Below are 16877 nucleotides of genomic sequence, written 5' to 3'. Positions count from 1 at the left end.
TAGCTCAGTTGGTAGAGCAACGGACTGAAAATCCGTGTGTCGGCGGTTCGATTCCGTCCCGAGCCACCATTTATCAATATATTTTGGCGGTTGTGGCGAAGTGGTTAACGCACCAGATTGTGGCTCTGGCATTCGTGGGTTCGATTCCCATCAATCGCCCCAAATAAAAATTGCGGGTGTAGTTTAGTGGTAAAACCTCAGCCTTCCAAGCTGATGTCGTGGGTTCGATTCCCATCACCCGCTCCATTTCTATGTCGTCATGGGCCTGTAGCTCAGCTGGTTAGAGCGCACGCCTGATAAGCGTGAGGTCGATGGTTCGAGTCCATTCAGGCCCACCATGACTTTTGTTCCACAGTAGCTCAGTGGTAGAGCTATCGGCTGTTAACCGATCGGTCGCAGGTTCGAATCCTGCCTGTGGAGCCAAATGGAGAAGTACTCAAGTGGCTGAAGAGGCGCCCCTGCTAAGGGTGTAGGTCGTGTAAGCGGCGCGAGGGTTCAAATCCCTCCTTCTCCGCCATATGATTACAGATATCATAATTATCGGCCCGTTGGTCAAGCGGTTAAGACACCGCCCTTTCACGGCGGTAACACGGGTTCGAATCCCGTACGGGTCATTCAGAAGCCTTGCATATCCTGCAAGGTTTTTTTGTTTTTATAAATCATGATATGTCTTAGATTTTGTTCTTTATTTTAAAAACAGACTACAAAAATCTCCATATATTTCGTTTTTCTTCAGAAAATGAAGTTAATTGTCTATAAGTATAAGCGCTTTCAGGAAAGGGCTTTTTTTTATTTCTTCGAATAAATACTATAAATGAAAACTATGATGTCAGAAAGGATGATTACATGGCCGCTGCCAGCCCGACAGCACATGATGTTTATCTTTTTCACGAAGGCAGTCTGTTTAAAAGCTATCAGCTGTTTGGCTCGCATTACCGCGAGCTGAATGGCAAAAGCGGATATGAATTCTGTGTGTGGGCGCCTCATGCGTCGGAAGTACGAGTGGCTGGAGATTTTAACAGCTGGTCTGGAGAAGAGCATGTGATGCACAGAGTGAATGATAATGGCATTTGGACGTTATTTATTCCAAGTATAGGAGAAAAGGAACGATATAAATATGAAATCGTGACGAATAACGGTGAGATCAGGCTGAAGGCAGATCCATACGCTATTTATTCAGAAGTCAGACCAAACACAGCGTCACTTACTTACGATTTGGAAGGGTACAGCTGGCAAGATCAAAAATGGCAAAAGAAACAGAAGGCTAAGACGCTGTATGAAAAACCTGTTTTCATTTATGAACTGCATCTTGGGTCTTGGAAGAAGCATTCTGATGGCAGGCATTATTCCTATAAAGAATTAAGTCAGACGCTTATCCCTTATATCAAGGAGCATGGGTTTACCCATATTGAACTGCTTCCGGTGTATGAGCATCCATATGATCGTTCATGGGGGTACCAAGGAACGGGGTATTACAGCCCGACAAGCAGGTTTGGCACGCCGCATGATCTGATGAAGTTTGTTGATGAATGTCATCAACAAAATATCGGAGTCATTTTGGATTGGGTCCCCGGACATTTTTGTAAAGATGCACATGGACTCTATATGTTTGATGGAGAGCCGCTTTATGAATACAAAGAAGAACGTGATCGGGAGAACTGGTTATGGGGCACGGCAAACTTTGACCTGGGGAAACCGGAAGTTCATAGTTTTTTAATTTCGAATGCGTTGTACTGGGCGGAATTCTATCATATAGATGGATTTAGGGTTGATGCAGTGGCTAATATCCTGTATTGGCCAAATCAGGATGAACGCCACACGAATCCATATGCTGTTGATTTTTTAAAAAAACTCAATCAAACCATGAGAGAGACATATCCCCATGTGATGATGATTGCAGAAGATTCTACAGAATGGCCTCAAGTGACAGGTGCCGTTGAGGAAGGGGGGCTTGGTTTTCATTATAAATGGAATATGGGATGGATGAATGACGTACTGAAATACATGGAGACGCCGCCCGAAGAAAGGCGGCATTGTCATCAGCTTATCTCTTTTTCATTACTATATGCGTTTAGTGAACATTTTGTATTGCCGTTTTCTCATGATGAAGTCGTATACGGAAAAAAATCACTTCTTAATAAAATGCCTGGCGACTACTGGCAGAAATTTGCCCAGTATCGGCTTTTGCTGGGCTACATGACAGTGCATCCCGGAAAGAAATTGATCTTTATGGGATCAGAGTTTGCCCAATTTGATGAATGGAAAGATACAGAACAGCTTGATTGGTTTTTGGACTCCTTCCCCATGCATCAGAAAGCCAGCGTTTTTACGCAAGATCTTCTCCGCTTTTACCAAAAAAGCAAAATCCTTTATGAGCATGACCATCGTGCACAATCGTTTGAATGGATTGATGTCCATAATGACGAACAATCAATCTTTTCTTTTATTCGTTATGGCAAAAAGCACGGTGAGGCGCTTGTCATCATTTGTAATTTTACACCCGTGGTCTATCATCAATATGATGTTGGAGTTCCTTTTTTTACTCAATACATTGAAGTGCTTAACAGTGACAGTGAAACATATGGAGGCTCAGGGCAAATCAACAAAAAGCCGTTATCGGCTAAAAAGGGAGCACTTCATCATAAACCGTGTTATATCACGATGACCATCCCCCCTTACGGCATCTCGATTTTACGGGCGGTTAAAAAAAGAGGAGAGATAAAAAGATGAAAAAACAATGTGTAGCCATGCTCCTTGCCGGCGGGAAGGGCAGCCGTCTCAGCGGATTAACAAAAAATATGGCCAAACCGGCTGTATCTTTCGGGGGAAAATACAGGATTATTGATTTTACCCTAAGCAACTGTTCTAATTCAGGCATAGACACAGTCGGGATTTTAACGCAATATCAGCCGCTTGAGCTGAATTCCTATATTGGGATCGGCAGTGCATGGGACCTGGATAGATATAATGGCGGCGTGACGGTTTTACCCCCTTATGCCGAGTCATCAGAAGTCAAATGGTATAAAGGGACGGCAAGCGCCATTTATGAAAATCTCAATTATTTGAATCAGTATGATCCTGAGTATGTACTGATTTTATCAGGAGATCACATATACAAGATGGACTACGGCAAAATGCTTGATTATCACATTGAAAAGAAAGCAGATGTGACCATCTCTGTCATCGAAGTGGGCTGGGAGGAAGCAAGCCGATTCGGCATCATGAAGGCCAATCCAGATGGGACGATCACACATTTTGATGAAAAGCCCAAATTCCCTAAGAGCAATCTTGCCTCAATGGGAATTTATATATTCAATTGGCCGCTTTTGAAACAGTATCTTGAGATGGACGATCAAAACCCTTATTCTAGCCACGACTTCGGCAAAGACATTATTCCTCTGCTTTTGGAAGAGAAAAAGAAGCTTTCTGCTTATCCGTTCAAGGGATATTGGAAGGATGTCGGAACGGTGCAGAGCTTGTGGGAAGCTAATATGGATTTGTTAAAAGAGGACTCGGAGCTGAAGCTGTTTGAACGCAAATGGAAAATTTACTCCGTCAATCCAAATCAGCCTCCGCAATTTATTTCATCTGATGCGCAGGTTCAAGATTCGCTTGTGAACGAAGGTTGTGTTGTATATGGAAATGTGTCTCACTCAGTTCTTTTTCAAGGTGTGACTGTCGGTAAGCATACGACTGTTACATCATCCGTCATAATGCCGGATGTGACGATTGGGGAGCATGTAGTCATTGAAAATGCCATTGTTCCTAATGGGATGGTGCTGCCGGATGGCGCAGTGATTCGCTCCGAAAAAGACATTGAAGAGGTGCTGCTCGTTTCAGAGGAATTTGTAGAAAAAGAATTGATTTAATTACTGAAGAGGGGGCAGAGTCAGTGTTCAATAATCAAATGTTAGGTGTTATAGATGAAACCACATATAAGCATTCTCTTCAGGATTTAACAGCACAGCGGTCGCTCGGGGCGATCCCTTTTGCCGGCAGGTACCGACTGATTGATTTTATGCTTTCCAACATGGTGAATGCGGATATTAGGAGTGTTGCAATTTTTCCGAAGTATCGTTACCGTTCGCTCATGGATCACCTTGGGGCGGGTAAGGAATGGGATTTGCACCGGAAAAAGGACGGCCTCTTTTTTTTCCCGTCTCCCCATCTTCATCACGAATACGATGAATTCGGTTCCTTTCGCCAGTTTTCGGACCATCTAGATTACTTCCACAGAAGCACTCAGCAATATGCTGTAATCTCCAACAGCCATACCGTATGCAACATTCAATTTCAATATGTGCTGAAACGCCATCAGGAGGTTGGCTGCGATGTCACCGAGGTATTTCAGGACGGCCAGTCGCTGCAAATTTATATCATGTCTACAACACTTTTAAAAGATTTGATCTACGGACATAGTGAAAAAGGCTATAAAACCATTCAGGAGGCTGTTGAAAAGGAAGCTTCCGCTCTGACCATTTGCCCTTATGAATATTCAGGTTATGCCGCAGTTATTGATTCGGTGGAAAAATATTATACCCACAGTATGGAACTCATTCAGCCCCGTTTTTGGCAGCAGGTGTTTTTGCCGCAGCAGCCTATCTACACAAAAGTGAAGGATGAACCGCCGACGAAATACGGAAAACACAGCACTGTCAAAAATTCTTTGGTGGCAAACGGCTGTGTGCTTGAAGGAGAGGTTGAAAACTGCATTTTGTTCAGGGCGGTCCATGTCGGAAAGGGTACGAAGCTGAAAAACTGTATTATTATGCAAAAAACGCAGATTGGCGAGGATTGTCTTCTTGAGCAGGTCATTTCGGATAAGGACGTTAAAATCGGCAAGGCGACGGAAGCTGCTGGAACAGCTGACCAGCCGCTTGTATTAAGAAAAGGTTTGGTGCAAGGAGAGCTGATGAATTCTTGAAGATATTATTTGCTGTGTCTGAATGCACCCCATTTGTTAAATCAGGAGGTCTTGCCGATGTAGCAGGCGCTCTTCCGAAGGCGCTTGCGCGATTAGGCAATGAAGTATATGTGATGCTGCCGAAGTACAGCCAAATACCTGAGCCGTGGAAAAAGCGTATGAAGAAAAAGGCTGAGTGCACCGTAGCTGTCGGCTGGCGTCAGCAATATTGCGGAATTGAACATATGGACGAAGATGATGTGAATTATTACTTCATCGACAATGAGTACTATTTCAACAGGGATTCGTTGTACGGGCATTATGATGACGGTGAGCGGTTTGCCTTTTTTTCAAGAGCTGTGCTGGAGGCTGCCAAAGTTGTGAATGTTCAAGCCGATATTGTTCATACTCACGATTGGCATACAGCGATGGTCAATTATTTGCTGAAAGAGGAGTACAGAAAACATCCTTTTTATGAACGGATGAAAAGCGTGCTCACGATCCACAACCTGCAGTTTCAAGGCATATTCCCTCCTGATGTCACACATGACTTGCTGGGTCTTGAGATGGATCATTTTCATTATGAAAGGTTAGAATGCAACGGATTTGTTAATTTTATGAAGGCGGGCATCATTGCGGCTGATCATGTGACAACTGTGAGCCCCACTTACAGAAATGAAATCATGACGCCGTATTATGGTGAGCAGTTGGAACAGGTTTTGCAATATAGGGAAGATGATGTAACCGGCATATTAAATGGCATTGATGATACGTTCTATCAGCCGAAAAGCGATCCTTATATAGAGGCGCAATACGATTCAGGGGATCTTGCATGCAAGTTGGAAAACAAAACGAAGCTTCAGCGGCGGATGGGGCTTCCAGAGAAAAACGATATTCCGCTGATCAGTATGGTGACAAGGCTCACTAAACAAAAGGGGCTTGATCTTGTCCGCAGAATTATGCACGAACTTCTTGAGGAGCAAGACATACAGCTGGTTGTGCTGGGCACAGGAGAACGTGAATTTGAAGATTATTTCCGGTATGCAGAATTTGCTTTTCATGAGAAGTGCCGGGCTTATATCGGGTTTGATGAGCCGCTAGCCCATCAAATTTATGCGGGCTCTGATATGTTTTTGATGCCGTCGAAATTTGAGCCGTGCGGTTTGGGGCAGCTCATTGCTCTTCAATATGGCGCCATTCCGATTGTCAGGGAAACGGGCGGTCTTTACGACACTGTCCGTGCCTATCAGGAGGAAGAGGGAACGGGCAATGGCTTTACGTTTTCCGCCTTTAATGCGCATGATCTGAAATTTACGATAGAAAGGGCACTGTCGTTTTATCGCCAACAGGATGTATGGAAGAGCATCGTGAAGACCGCTATGAATGCAGATTACAGCTGGGGGAAGTCGGCTAAAGAGTATCAGCGTATTTTCGAGCAGGTGACAAGGAGTGGACGGGATGTTCTCGAGTAAAGAACGCTTTGCAGACTTATTTTTAAAGCGTCTGGAAATGACGTGCGGAAAAAGCTTTAAAGATTCTGCCAAGCTGGATCAATATAAAACGTTGGGCAATATGGTCAGAGAGTATATCAGCGCTGATTGGATCGAAACGAATGAAAAAAGCAGATCAAATTCCGGGAAGCAGACATATTATTTATCAATCGAATTTCTGCTCGGTCAGCTCCTTGAGCAAAACTTAATGAATCTTGGTGTTCGTGATGTTGTAGAAGCTGGTTTAAAGGAAATCGGCATCAATTTAGAGGAGATCCTTCAGATAGAGAACGATGCAGGTCTCGGCAATGGCGGACTTGGCCGCTTGGCCGCTTGCTTTTTAGATTCGCTTGCTTCGTTGAACCTGCCTGGGCACGGCATGGGCATACGTTATAAGCATGGTTTGTTTGAGCAAAAAATTGTAGACGGGCATCAGGTGGAGCTGCCTGAGCAATGGCTGAAAAACGGGAACGTATGGGAAGTAAGGAATGCGGATCAAGCAGTGGACGTGCCGTTTTGGGGCGAAGTCCATATGACAGAAAAAAGCGGGCGCCTGCATTTTCGCCACGAACAAGCGACAATTGTTACCGCTGTTCCTTATGATATACCGATCATCGGCTATGAAACGGGCACTGTCAACACGTTAAGGCTTTGGAACGCCGAGCCCTATGCGCATTATCACGGCGGTAATATTTTGTCTTATAAGCGGGAAACAGAAGCGGTTTCTGAATTCTTATATCCCGATGACACCCATGATGAGGGGAAAATTTTACGGCTGAAGCAGCAGTATTTTTTAGTATGCGCAAGCTTAAAAAGCATTGTGAACAATTACCGTAAAACACATAAATCTTTATCCGGCCTGCATAAAAAAGTGAGCATTCATATTAATGACACTCACCCTGCGCTTGCGGTGCCTGAGCTGATGCGGATTTTGCTCGATGAAGAGAACATGGGCTGGGAAGAAGCTTGGCATATCACTGTACATACGATTTCTTATACAAATCATACAACATTGTCAGAAGCGCTCGAGAAATGGCCGATTCATTTGTTTAAGCCGCTGCTCCCGCGAATGTACATGATTATTGAAGAGATCAATGAGAGGTTTTGCCGCGCAGTTTGGGAAAAGTATCCGGGAGACTGGAAAAGGATAGAGAACATGGCGATTACAGCGCATGGTGTTGTCAAAATGGCTCATCTGGCCATAGTAGGCAGCTACAGTGTAAATGGCGTTGCAAAAATACATTCCGATATATTAAAGGAAAGGGAGATGCGCGACTTTCACTTGCTGTTTCCGAATCGTTTTAACAATAAGACGAATGGAATTGCCCACAGGCGCTGGCTGTTAAAAGCGAATCCAGGCTTGTCTGCCATCATTACAGAGGCGATCGGCGATGAATGGGTCAAACAGCCGGAATCACTGATCCGTTTAGAACCGTACGCCACTGATCCTGCATTTATTGAACAGTTTCAAAACAACAAAAGCAAGAAAAAACAAGAGCTTGCCGATTTGATTTTTTGCACGGCCGGGGTGGTTGTGAACCCTGAGAGCATATTCGACGTACAGGTGAAACGGCTTCATGCATATAAACGGCAGCTGCTGAATGTTCTTCACATTATGTATTTGTATAACCGCCTCAAGGAGGATTCGGGGTTTTCAATCTACCCGCAAACCTTTATTTTCGGGGCAAAGGCTTCACCAAGCTATTATTATGCCAAGAAAATCATTAAGCTGATCCATTCTGTCGCAGAAAAAGTCAATTATGATCCGGCGGTCAAACAGCTGATCAAAGTTGTTTTTTTAGAAAATTATAGAGTTTCTATGGCTGAGCGAATTTTTCCGGCATCAGACGTAAGTGAGCAAATTTCAACCGCAAGCAAGGAAGCGTCTGGTACAGGGAATATGAAGTTTATGATGAACGGGGCTTTGACGATCGGCACGCATGACGGAGCAAATATCGAGATCCTTGAGCGGGTGGGCCCTGACTGTATTTACACGTTCGGCTTAAAGGCGGATGAGGTTCTATCGTATCAGGAAAACGGCGGCTATAGATCGAGGGAATATTATCAGCATGACAGAAGAATCAGGCAGGTAGCGGATCAGCTGATCAATGGTTTTTTTGAAGGAGAAGCAGATGAATTTGAATCGATCTTTGACTCGCTGCTTCCGCATAATGATGAGTATTTTGTGCTGAAGGATTTCAGCTCATATGCAGATGCGCAGGAGCGAATTCAAGCTGATTATCGAGAGCGAAGGAAATGGTCTGAGCGTTCGATTGTAAACATTGCTCATTCAGGATATTTCTCCAGCGACCGCACGATCCGGGAATATGCGAAGGACATTTGGGGCATCAAGCCGATGATGTGAAAAAGCCGCTGTATAAGCGGCTTTTTTTGTTCACAGATTCATTGAATTGATTGTAAAGGATAAGAACGTCGCAAATGCACTCCATAAAAAATAAGGCAAAAGAAGATAGCTTGCGGTTCTGCTGTATTTTTTGGCAATGATCAGTAATACGATTGCTGTGATGGCGACAAGCAGGCAGTCAAGCGATGCAGCCAGCAGATTTTTTTGCGTAAACTGGAAATAGCTGAAGGCTTGATTGAGCACGTAATTTATCAAAAGTGTAAACCAAAAGCTTTTCGCACCTTTAAATGAAAACGCAGCATATACAATGGCTGCTGAAAGGGAGATCAGGGCAAACAGGATGGCCCAAATGATGCCGATCGCATTTCCGCTTGGCGTCCAGTCCGGTTTTTTCAATGAATTGTACCATTCTTGGTCCACAGGAAACAGGTAGCCTGCGGCTGAAAACAGCGCATATGTAATCACAAAAACCGCTATGGCGCCGAAAATCTTTTTCATGTTTGTACCCTCCGTATGTATTTATTTTACATTTACACTTACCCTTTAGCTTATAAAGATCAAACCCCCGATATACGGGGGAAATGATGGGGTTAAATCAGCTGCTGCAATGCGTTTGATTTAATGCGTTCATATTCAAAAGCTGATTCTAATTCTTCCTTCGGTAAAGCAGACTTGCGGACGTATTTTTCGCGAATGACATCGTAAAGCTCATAAGGAAACAGCATATCTATAAACATGACTTGTTTTTGTTCTTCAGTTAATGGGGCTCTGGATTCGTATGCGTTCAGCATGACATGAAATGTCTCGTCATCCCAAACACCCGTCGTATCCAAAAGCGGAATAATCATTTTGCGCAAATCGCGAATAGGCAGATCAAATGATACGGTATCTAAGTCGATGACCCAAATCTGTTCATTTTCTCCTAAGAGTGTATTCCCGGTTCCGTAATCCTGGTGGCAAAGGTTAGGGCTTTTTTTCAGCTGTTCAGTCCATGGAACATAGGTCGATTGCAAAAGCCGGTCTTTGATGCGCAGGCCGTCTTCAATGAAGCTGTCTATCTCCTGAAGATAAAGCTGTGAGAAAGGGTCTTCTTTTTCCGCTCTCGCCATCAGCTTCCACGTTTCCATCTGTTTGCATCGTTTCGTGTAGTGATTCGGCCAGCGACCTAATTTGGTAAATATGGGAACGCCATTTGGCGGCTGATATCCGACGGAAGCTGTATGAAAATCAGCAAGGCCTTTCATGATAAACTCCAAGTCCTGCTTTACAGTCAGCTCAAACGGTCTACCTTCGATCCAGTCATATACGACAAATAGAAATGAGCCGTGCCTAGAATATAGGCTACCTTTTTTGTTTGGGAGTATGCCAGGGACATTCATGCCTTTTTTTGCTAAATAGTCCTGCGCGAAAATGGAAAACAACGCTTTCTTTTCTGGCCTGTGTATTCGTTTTAGACAAACCGCGCCGGAGTCTGTGTGGACCTTCCAGACAAGCGCCATCTGGTTTCCCTGAATGACGTCTATTTTTTCAGCCTGCACATCCCATCCTTGAAGCACATTTTCAGCCAGCTCCGTTAATTTTTTTGCATCTTCTGCTGATAAAGGAAGCTCTGATGAATTCCCCTCCTCAATGACTTCATGGTTTTCTGCCATTAAAGGACACATCCTTACCTGTTTTACTCCTACCTTATGAATCAAAAGGAAAAAATGATTGAGTTATTTGACTATATTTAATAGATGAATCTGGTTGTTTACCCGTTTTGTTTTTAGGGCAGTCCCATTCCGCACAAGTTGGTTGTTCAGCCGTATCATGATTCTAACTAGTTAAAAATCATGCAGGAATGGAGGCTATGTATGAAAATAGCACTGATCGCCACAGAGAAGCTTCCTGTCCCATCGGTTCGAGGAGGCGCCATTCAAATCTACCTCGAAGCGGTTGCCCCTTTAATTGCAAAAAAACATGAAGTGACTGTGTTTTCTATTAAAGATCCGAATCTCGCTGATAGAGAGAAGGTAGACGGTGTCCATTATGTGCATTTGGATGAAGACCGTTATGAAGAAGCCGTTGGAGCAGAGCTGAAAAAGAGCCGTTTTGATCTTGTGCATGTTTGTAATCGCCCAAGCTGGGTTCCGAAATTGAAGAAACAGGCGCCGGATGCTGTTTTTATTTTAAGCGTTCACAATGAAATGTTCGCTTACGATAAAATCAGCCAGGCGGAAGGCGAGATTTGCATCGACTCCGTAGCGCAGATTGTTACGGTCAGCGATTATATCGGACAGACGATCACAAGCCGTTTTCCGTCAGCACGATCAAAAACAAAAACGGTGTATTCCGGTGTGGATTTAAAAACGTACCACCCTCGCTGGACGAATGAAGGGCAGCGAGCTCGCGAAGAGATGCGAAGCGAGCTGGGGCTTCACGGCAAAAAAATCGTCTTGTTTGTCGGCCGGCTTAGCAAAGTCAAAGGCCCGCACATATTATTGCAGGCTTTGCCGGACATCATTGAGGAGCACCCCGATGTCATGATGGTGTTTATCGGGTCAAAATGGTTCGGAGATAATGAATTAAATAACTATGTCAAACATCTTCATACCCTTGGTGCGATGCAAAAGGATCATGTCACATTTATTCAATTTGTGAAGCCAAAGGACATTCCGCGCCTTTATACCATGTCAGATGTATTTGTATGCTCTTCGCAATGGCAGGAGCCTTTAGCAAGGGTGCATTATGAAGCGATGGCTGCGGGACTTCCTATTATTACAAGCAATCGGGGAGGCAATCCAGAGGTCATAGAGGAAGGGAAAAACGGCTACATCATTCATGACTTTGAAAATCCTAAACAATATGCCGAACACATCAATGATTTGCTGAGCAGCTCGGAAAAGCGGGAACGGCTTGGGAAATACAGCCGCCGTGAGGCAGAAAGCAATTTCGGCTGGCAGAGGGTGGCTGGAAATCTGCTCAGCGTCTATGAAAAGAACAGATAGAAGGGGTGAACAGAGTGTACCAAAAAGAGCATGAAGAACAGATTGTGTCCGAAATTCTCAGCTATTATCCTTTTCATATTGACAATGTGGCGCTGAAATCGAACAAAAGCGGACGCAAAATCTGGGAAGTCGAAACTGATCATGGCCCAAAGCTGCTAAAAGAAGCGCAAATGAAACCGGAGCGGATGCTTTTTATCACTCAGGCACACGCCCATTTACAAGAGAAAGGGCTGCCGATAGCGCCGATTCATCAAACAAAAAATGGCGGGAGCTGCTTGGGCACGGATCAGGTTTCTTACAGCTTATATGACAAAGTGACAGGAAAAGAAATGATTTACTATGATGCAGAGCAAATGAAAAAAGTCATGTCATTTGCCGGCCATTTTCATCATGCCTCAAAAGGATATGTTTGCACAGATGAAAGCAAGAAGAGAAGCAGGCTGGGAAAATGGCACAAATTGTACCGATGGAAGCTGCAGGAACTTGAAGGGAATATGCAGATCGCGGCATCCTATCCTGATGACGTATTTTCGCAAACTTTCTTAAAACATGCTGATAAAATGCTGGCAAGAGGAAAAGAAGCTCTTCAGGCGCTTGATGACTCAGAATACGAAACCTGGACAAAAGAAACGCTCGAGCATGGCGGATTCTGTTTTCAGGATTTTACATTGGCACGTTTGACAGAGATCGAAGGGGAGCCTTTTTTAAAGGAGCTTCACTCGATTACCTACGATTTGCCGTCAAGAGACCTTCGTATTCTGCTGAATAAAGTGATGGTTAAGCTTTCTGTATGGGATACTGATTTCATGGTTGCACTGCTTGCGTCCTACGACGCAGTGTATCCACTCACAGAAAAACAGTACGAGGTACTTTGGATTGATCTCGCGTTTCCGCATTTGTTCTGTGCAATCGGGCACAAATATTATTTGAAGCAAAAGAAAACGTGGTCAGATGAGAAGTATAACTGGGCGTTGCAAAACATGATTTCTGTTGAAGAATCTAAAGATTCGTTTTTGGATAAACTGCCGGAACTGTATAAAAAGATAAAAGCGTATCGGGAGGCGAATTGACATGAGGTCATCGAGACAAAAAGCCTCTATTTCTAAACTGGATCTCGACCAATTCGTATTTACACCGCCTGGACCGATGGGATGGCAGGCTCATGACTCAACCTCAGCTGAGAAGGAAGAAGAGGAGAAGCATTTAGATGTGGGCAGCATTCGAGAGCTCCCTCACATCAATGCACCGAAAGAATATCAAGAAGAAACGAAGGAAAAGGAAACAGATCACAAAATCGTCGATGATGAAGAAGAAACGAAATTCGAAACCATTCTAGAGCCTGAGGAGGAACGTGATTCGAAACGCTCAGCGCCCCCATATGTAGAAGAAGAGGAGGAAGATGAAGAACCAGACTTAGCGGAGGAAGCTAGAGTGGAAATCATCATTCTTCCAAGTGAATCTAAACCAGCTCCATGGTTTTCTCAAACCGTAAAGCGCAAGGCATAAAGTCATATTTATGCCTTTTTTCATGTTCTCTGCAGCAAAAAAACAGCCCGTTTTGCAACACGAGCTGTAGGTTTTATGTTTTTGCTTTCACAAAAAGCTGATTGATAGATGATAAATCAAAATTTTGCGTCAGAAAAGGCGGCGGAAATTGTTTGTTTTCCGGAGTGAGAACGGATTGGTAAACAGTATTGAGCCTTTTGGCCGCATGGGTAAAGGTAAATAAAGCTTCTACATGCTGTCGGGCGTTTTTTGTCATTTTGCTCATTAATTCTTGATCTGTAAAGGCTCTGTCAATTGCTTTTGCAAATGAAGAAGGTTTGTTGTATCTGTCGATGACAAGGCCGGTGACTTCGTCTTTTACGACTTCTCCGTTTCCGCCCCGGTTTGTGGTAATTAAGGGCGTGCCGGCCGCCATTGCTTCATAATTCACACGGGCGAGGGGTTCGTTCCACTGAGAGCTGCACACAAATACATCTGCCATCAGAAAAAGGTTTGGGATGTCGTCAGCGGGAATGAATTTTGTAAAGATTATGTGGTCTCTGTATGGCAGCGCCAGCGTGCGCAGATAGGTTACATATTGGTTTTCGCTGTCATCGCTGAACCACTTCCCGCCTGCTATGACCAGTACAGCATCAGGGTGCTGCTGCAAAATCCGTCTCATGCTGTGAATGAGAAGGTGAGGTCCTTTTGTCGGGCTTAAACGGCCGGCGAATAAAATAACTTTTTTATCTTCAATACCGTATTTTTTCCGGTATGTTTTTCTGACAGCCGAGCCTTTCATCGTCCAGACGGGCGGATAAGAGTTTAAATCAACGCCGGAATACACAACTTTTGTGATGTCCTCGGCTTCAGGGAAACGTTCAATGACGGTTTGTTTAATAAATTCGCTCACAGTTGTGATTATGGAGACATTGTCGAGTACTTCTTTTCCTTGCGCGAAGGTCATTTTTTTTTCAGAAAACATTTCGTTATGCAGGCTCAGAACGATCTTGCTGTTTGGTGAGGCTTTTTTATATAAAGAGACATTTAAAGGCCTGTTGAACACATGAATGAGGTCAAAGGAAGAGGCTCGCAGCTCTTCGGCTACCGCCTCGCGGTAATGTTCTTTTGGCAGATGGATATAATGTACGCCGTCTTTTGTTTCTCTTTTTGGAAGCGCTGGATCTTCTATTGAAAAAATAGTCAGGTCGTACCTGCTGCTGAAATAGGGCGTGACACCGTCAATCATCATTTGAATAGCGCCGCCGCGTACTGCGGGCGCCGGCAGCTTTTCTGTACAGATAAAGGCAAGCTTCATTTTTATTCCCCCTGATACAGCGACGATAAATAGGCGATTTCGTTGGTCAAGCCATCCTTTAAGGATGTGGCGGGATCATAATGCAAGAGCTGCTTTGCTTTTGAAATATCCGCCCACGTGTTGCGCGGTTCCCCTGCTATTTTGTCCGAAAAGTGCAGTGTTGCTTTTCTACCGGAAATATCCTCAATGAGGGAGACAACCTTTAAGACTGAGGCACGCTCAGCACCGCCGATATTTACTGTTTCACCAATAAGGTGGGGTTTCTCAAGAACAGCGGTGATGCCTTTGACACAGTCGCTGATATAAGTGAAATCTCTTGACTGCTGCCCATCACCGAAGATGGTAAGCGGCTTTTGCTGAAGGTGCTGCTTAATGAGCCGGTGAAAAGCCATATCCGGCCGCTGTCTTGGCCCGTATACGGTAAAAAAACGGAGAATCACAATTGGAATGTCAAAGCTTTGTTGATACACATGGCAAAGCTTTTCTCCCGTAAGCTTTGTTACCCCGTACGGAGATAAAGGAGAAAGCGACGTGTTTTCGCTGACTTTTCCTTGTTTTTCACCATAGACGGAAGAGGTGGATGCAAAGACGAACGTTTGAATAGAATGTTCCCGGCACGCCTCGAGGAGCCTTTGGAGCGCTTGGATATTATGTGCGGCATATGGGTGAAAATGACTGCCCCAGCTTGAGCGGACACCCGGTATGGCCGCCAAATGAAAGATGACGTTCACTCCTTCCAGTAAGGGAGCAAGATCCGCTGTCAGCAGATTTTCCTTTATGAACGTAAATCGCTTTTCCGGCAGCAGGTTTTTAAGGTTTTTTAATTTCAAGGAAAATGGAGTAGGACCGATAAAGTCATCGATTCCGATAACGTTATGTTTCTTATCTTTTAGTAATTCTTCGCAGAGGTGGGAGCCGATAAAGCCCGCTGCTCCTGTGACGAGTATTTTCATGGACGGCCAACTCCCGTACAGATCAGGCCGCAAGCCTCGATCAGTTCTTTTTTTAATACGTTGCGTCCGTCAATCACAAGACGCCCTTTCATGATGCCTGCAGCCTTTTTCCAATCAAACGCTAAAAACTCGGGCCATTCTGTCGCCAAAAATAAAAAGTCGCTTTCTTCGATCGCATCAAAAGCTTGAGAATGCTGAGTTACATGCTGCCGCAAATGTTCTGGAAGTACAGCTTCAGGATCATATGCATGAACATCACATCCCAGCTCCGCCAGCCTTTCCATCAGTCTGACAGCCTGAGAATTCCTAATGTCATCGGTATTCGGTTTGAAGGAAATGCCGAGTACAGCCGCTTTCTTGCCTTGAAGTGTTTCGAAGAATGACTGTATTTTTTTGATATACAGGCCGAGCTGGGTGTCATTAATGTGCTGCACGGCTTGGAGCAGGAAGGTCTCCGTGTTTTTTTCCTGGGCAGCAAATTGCAGCGCCTGCAGATCCTTTGGAAAACAAGAGCCTCCGTATCCGATGCCTGCCTGCAAAAAGTGCTTCCCGATCCTTGGGTCTAGACCGATAGCGCGGGAAATATCTGAGATATCTGATTGATAGGCTTCACATATGCGGGCCATTTCGTTAATGAACGAAATTTTGGCAGCTAAAAAGAAATTGTTGGCATATTTGATCAGCTCTGCTCCCGCTAAGCTTGTAACGATAAAAGGGGTATCAATGTGTTTGTAAATGGATTTGACGATGGCTGCCGATACGTGATCTTCTTCCTGAACACCGATGACTGTTTTGTCAGGATGCAGCATGTCATATAAGGCATTGCCTTCCCGCAGAAACTCCGGATTGGATACGATATTAAAGAGGTTTTTAGACACTCCGGAGGCAATCAGCTGTTTTGCTATGTTTTCATTTGTCCCGGGCGGAACAGTGCTTTTCGTAATGATGGTTTTATACGATCGGATTGCCTCTCTTAAATCACCGATGACGGACTGCAGGGCTTTCGTATCAGCTGATCCGTCCGAACGCGGCGGGGTTCCGACTGCGATAAAAATAACGGGACATTCCTCCATGCTCGATTTCACTTCAGAAGAAAACGAGAGATTGCCGCAACGAAGTATTGCATCTGAAAGCCCAGGCTCGTAAAAGGGAATGACTCCTTTTTTCAGCTGCCCGATTTTTTTGACGTCTTTGTCTGTGCATATCATGTCATGTCCGATGGATGCCAGTGCCGCTGATAGGGTTAAACCGACATACCCGGCGCCAACCACACAAATTTTCATCACCTGAGCTCCTTTACAAGATTACTGGTCATATATCAATATCCTATTAAAAAAGGGCTGGTTCGTGATTCCGCTTTCTGCCCAGTTGCTTCC

General features: G+C 44.5%; 13 protein-coding genes and 7 tRNA genes (1 of these 20 only partly in view). 15 read left to right on the top strand and 5 right to left on the bottom strand.

Going from position 1 to position 16877, the window contains the following annotated elements:
* The 12 genes from NYE20_RS16830 to glgP form a co-directional block, all read left to right on the top strand.
* Window positions 1–69: transfer RNA gene (locus NYE20_RS16830), tRNA-Phe, on the top strand (it extends 7 nt beyond the left edge of the window).
* A 17-nt stretch (window positions 70–86) separates the two neighbouring features.
* Window positions 87–162, top strand: a tRNA-His gene (locus tag NYE20_RS16825).
* Window positions 163–172: 10 nt separating this feature from the next.
* Window positions 173–246 (top strand) — tRNA-Gly (locus NYE20_RS16820).
* A gap of 15 nt (window positions 247–261) precedes the next feature.
* A tRNA-Ile gene (locus NYE20_RS16815) sits at window positions 262–338 on the top strand.
* A gap of 10 nt (window positions 339–348) precedes the next feature.
* Window positions 349–423, top strand: a tRNA-Asn gene (locus NYE20_RS16810).
* Between the two features lie 3 nt (window positions 424–426).
* Window positions 427–517, top strand: a tRNA-Ser gene (locus NYE20_RS16805).
* A gap of 25 nt (window positions 518–542) precedes the next feature.
* Window positions 543–614 (top strand) — tRNA-Glu (locus NYE20_RS16800).
* 232 nt (window positions 615–846) lie between these two features.
* Entirely contained in the window at window positions 847–2730 is a 1884-nt protein-coding gene (gene glgB / locus NYE20_RS16795; protein ID WP_249852254.1) for a 1,4-alpha-glucan branching enzyme, read from the top strand.
* On the top strand, window positions 2727–3869 hold the full coding sequence (locus NYE20_RS16790; RefSeq protein ID WP_003229018.1) for a glucose-1-phosphate adenylyltransferase: 1143 nt from the start codon (window positions 2727–2729) through the stop codon (window positions 3867–3869). The genes glgB and NYE20_RS16790 overlap by 4 nt, the downstream gene beginning before the upstream one ends.
* Before the next feature lie 23 nt (window positions 3870–3892).
* Entirely contained in the window at window positions 3893–4924 is a 1032-nt protein-coding gene (gene glgD / locus NYE20_RS16785) for a glucose-1-phosphate adenylyltransferase subunit GlgD (RefSeq protein ID WP_021480380.1), read from the top strand.
* A complete protein-coding gene (glgA, locus tag NYE20_RS16780) occupies window positions 4921–6375 on the top strand; it encodes a glycogen synthase GlgA (RefSeq protein WP_021480379.1) in 1455 nt (484 codons plus the stop codon). Before glgD ends, glgA begins: the two co-directional genes overlap by 4 nt.
* On the top strand, window positions 6362–8758 hold the full coding sequence (gene glgP, locus NYE20_RS16775; RefSeq protein ID WP_032722378.1) for a glycogen phosphorylase GlgP: 2397 nt from the start codon (window positions 6362–6364) through the stop codon (window positions 8756–8758). Before glgA ends, glgP begins: the two co-directional genes overlap by 14 nt.
* 30 nt (window positions 8759–8788) lie before the next feature.
* Here the strand turns inward: glgP and NYE20_RS16770 are convergent, their stop codons facing one another.
* The gene (locus NYE20_RS16770; protein WP_161621762.1) at window positions 8789–9256 is read right to left on the bottom strand and encodes a TspO/MBR family protein; all 468 of its coding nucleotides are present in this window, start codon (window positions 9254–9256) and stop codon (window positions 8789–8791) included.
* A gap of 92 nt (window positions 9257–9348) precedes the next feature.
* Entirely contained in the window at window positions 9349–10422 is a 1074-nt protein-coding gene (gene cotI, locus NYE20_RS16765) for a spore coat kinase CotI (protein WP_161621761.1), read from the bottom strand.
* Window positions 10423–10611: 189 nt separating this feature from the next.
* Here cotI and cotSA point away from each other — a divergent pair, with 189 nt between their 5' ends.
* Genes cotSA through NYE20_RS16750 form a run of 3 tightly spaced genes read left to right on the top strand, consistent with a single transcriptional unit; the run spans window position 10612 to window position 13251 of the window.
* On the top strand, window positions 10612–11745 hold the full coding sequence (gene cotSA, locus NYE20_RS16760) for a spore coat protein CotSA (RefSeq protein ID WP_161621760.1): 1134 nt from the start codon (window positions 10612–10614) through the stop codon (window positions 11743–11745).
* A 14-nt stretch (window positions 11746–11759) separates the two neighbouring features.
* Window positions 11760–12815, top strand: coding sequence for a spore coat putative kinase CotS (gene cotS, locus NYE20_RS16755; protein WP_015714583.1), 1056 nt, complete (start codon window positions 11760–11762; stop codon window positions 12813–12815).
* A gap of 1 nt (window position 12816) precedes the next feature.
* Complete coding sequence (locus NYE20_RS16750; RefSeq protein WP_021480374.1) at window positions 12817–13251, top strand: hypothetical protein; 435 nt, start codon at window positions 12817–12819, stop codon at window positions 13249–13251.
* A 73-nt stretch (window positions 13252–13324) separates the two neighbouring features.
* On the opposite strand, the gene NYE20_RS16745 is transcribed toward NYE20_RS16750, so the two are convergent.
* The 3 genes from NYE20_RS16745 to NYE20_RS16735 are packed head-to-tail and all read right to left on the bottom strand — an operon-like array spanning window position 13325 to window position 16784.
* Window positions 13325–14548 (bottom strand): glycosyltransferase family 4 protein, encoded by a 1224-nt coding sequence (locus tag NYE20_RS16745; RefSeq protein WP_161621759.1) that lies wholly within the window; start codon window positions 14546–14548, stop codon window positions 13325–13327.
* 2 nt (window positions 14549–14550) lie between these two features.
* Window positions 14551–15501 carry an NAD-dependent epimerase/dehydratase family protein gene (locus NYE20_RS16740; protein ID WP_339183504.1) on the bottom strand — a complete coding sequence of 317 codons (951 nt, stop codon included), beginning with the start codon at window positions 15499–15501 and terminating at the stop codon, window positions 14551–14553.
* Window positions 15498–16784: a UDP-glucose/GDP-mannose dehydrogenase family protein gene (locus tag NYE20_RS16735; protein WP_021480371.1), complete on the bottom strand. Its 1287-nt coding sequence runs from the start codon at window positions 16782–16784 to the stop codon at window positions 15498–15500. The genes NYE20_RS16740 and NYE20_RS16735 overlap by 4 nt, the downstream gene beginning before the upstream one ends.
* Window positions 16785–16877: the final 93 nt, after the last annotated feature.

This window comes from Bacillus sp. FSL R5-0416 (assembly GCF_037975425.1).
Lineage (GTDB): Bacteria > Bacillota > Bacilli > Bacillales > Bacillaceae > Bacillus > Bacillus subtilis.
The sequence above is the reverse complement of the archived record's forward strand: the minus strand, read 5'-3'. Positions and strand labels throughout refer to the sequence as shown.

Excerpts from the sequence above, each read along its gene's own strand:
- glgB (WP_249852254.1), top strand. The coding sequence starts at position 847 with ATGGCCGCTGCCAGCCCGACAGCACATGATGTTTATCTTTTTCACGAA.
- cotSA (WP_161621760.1), top strand. The coding sequence starts at position 10,612 with ATGAAAATAGCACTGATCGCCACAGAGAAGCTTCCTGTCCCATCGGTT.
- glgP (WP_032722378.1), top strand. The coding sequence starts at position 6,362 with ATGTTCTCGAGTAAAGAACGCTTTGCAGACTTATTTTTAAAGCGTCTG.
- NYE20_RS16745 (WP_161621759.1), bottom strand. The coding sequence starts at position 14,548 with ATGAAGCTTGCCTTTATCTGTACAGAAAAGCTGCCGGCGCCCGCAGTA.
- NYE20_RS16735 (WP_021480371.1), bottom strand. The coding sequence starts at position 16,784 with ATGAAAATTTGTGTGGTTGGCGCCGGGTATGTCGGTTTAACCCTATCA.
- NYE20_RS16740 (WP_339183504.1), bottom strand. The coding sequence starts at position 15,501 with ATGAAAATACTCGTCACAGGAGCAGCGGGCTTTATCGGCTCCCACCTC.
- NYE20_RS16750 (WP_021480374.1), top strand. The coding sequence starts at position 12,817 with ATGAGGTCATCGAGACAAAAAGCCTCTATTTCTAAACTGGATCTCGAC.
- NYE20_RS16790 (WP_003229018.1), top strand. The coding sequence starts at position 2,727 with ATGAAAAAACAATGTGTAGCCATGCTCCTTGCCGGCGGGAAGGGCAGC.
- NYE20_RS16770 (WP_161621762.1), bottom strand. The coding sequence starts at position 9,256 with ATGAAAAAGATTTTCGGCGCCATAGCGGTTTTTGTGATTACATATGCG.
- cotI (WP_161621761.1), bottom strand. The coding sequence starts at position 10,422 with ATGTGTCCTTTAATGGCAGAAAACCATGAAGTCATTGAGGAGGGGAAT.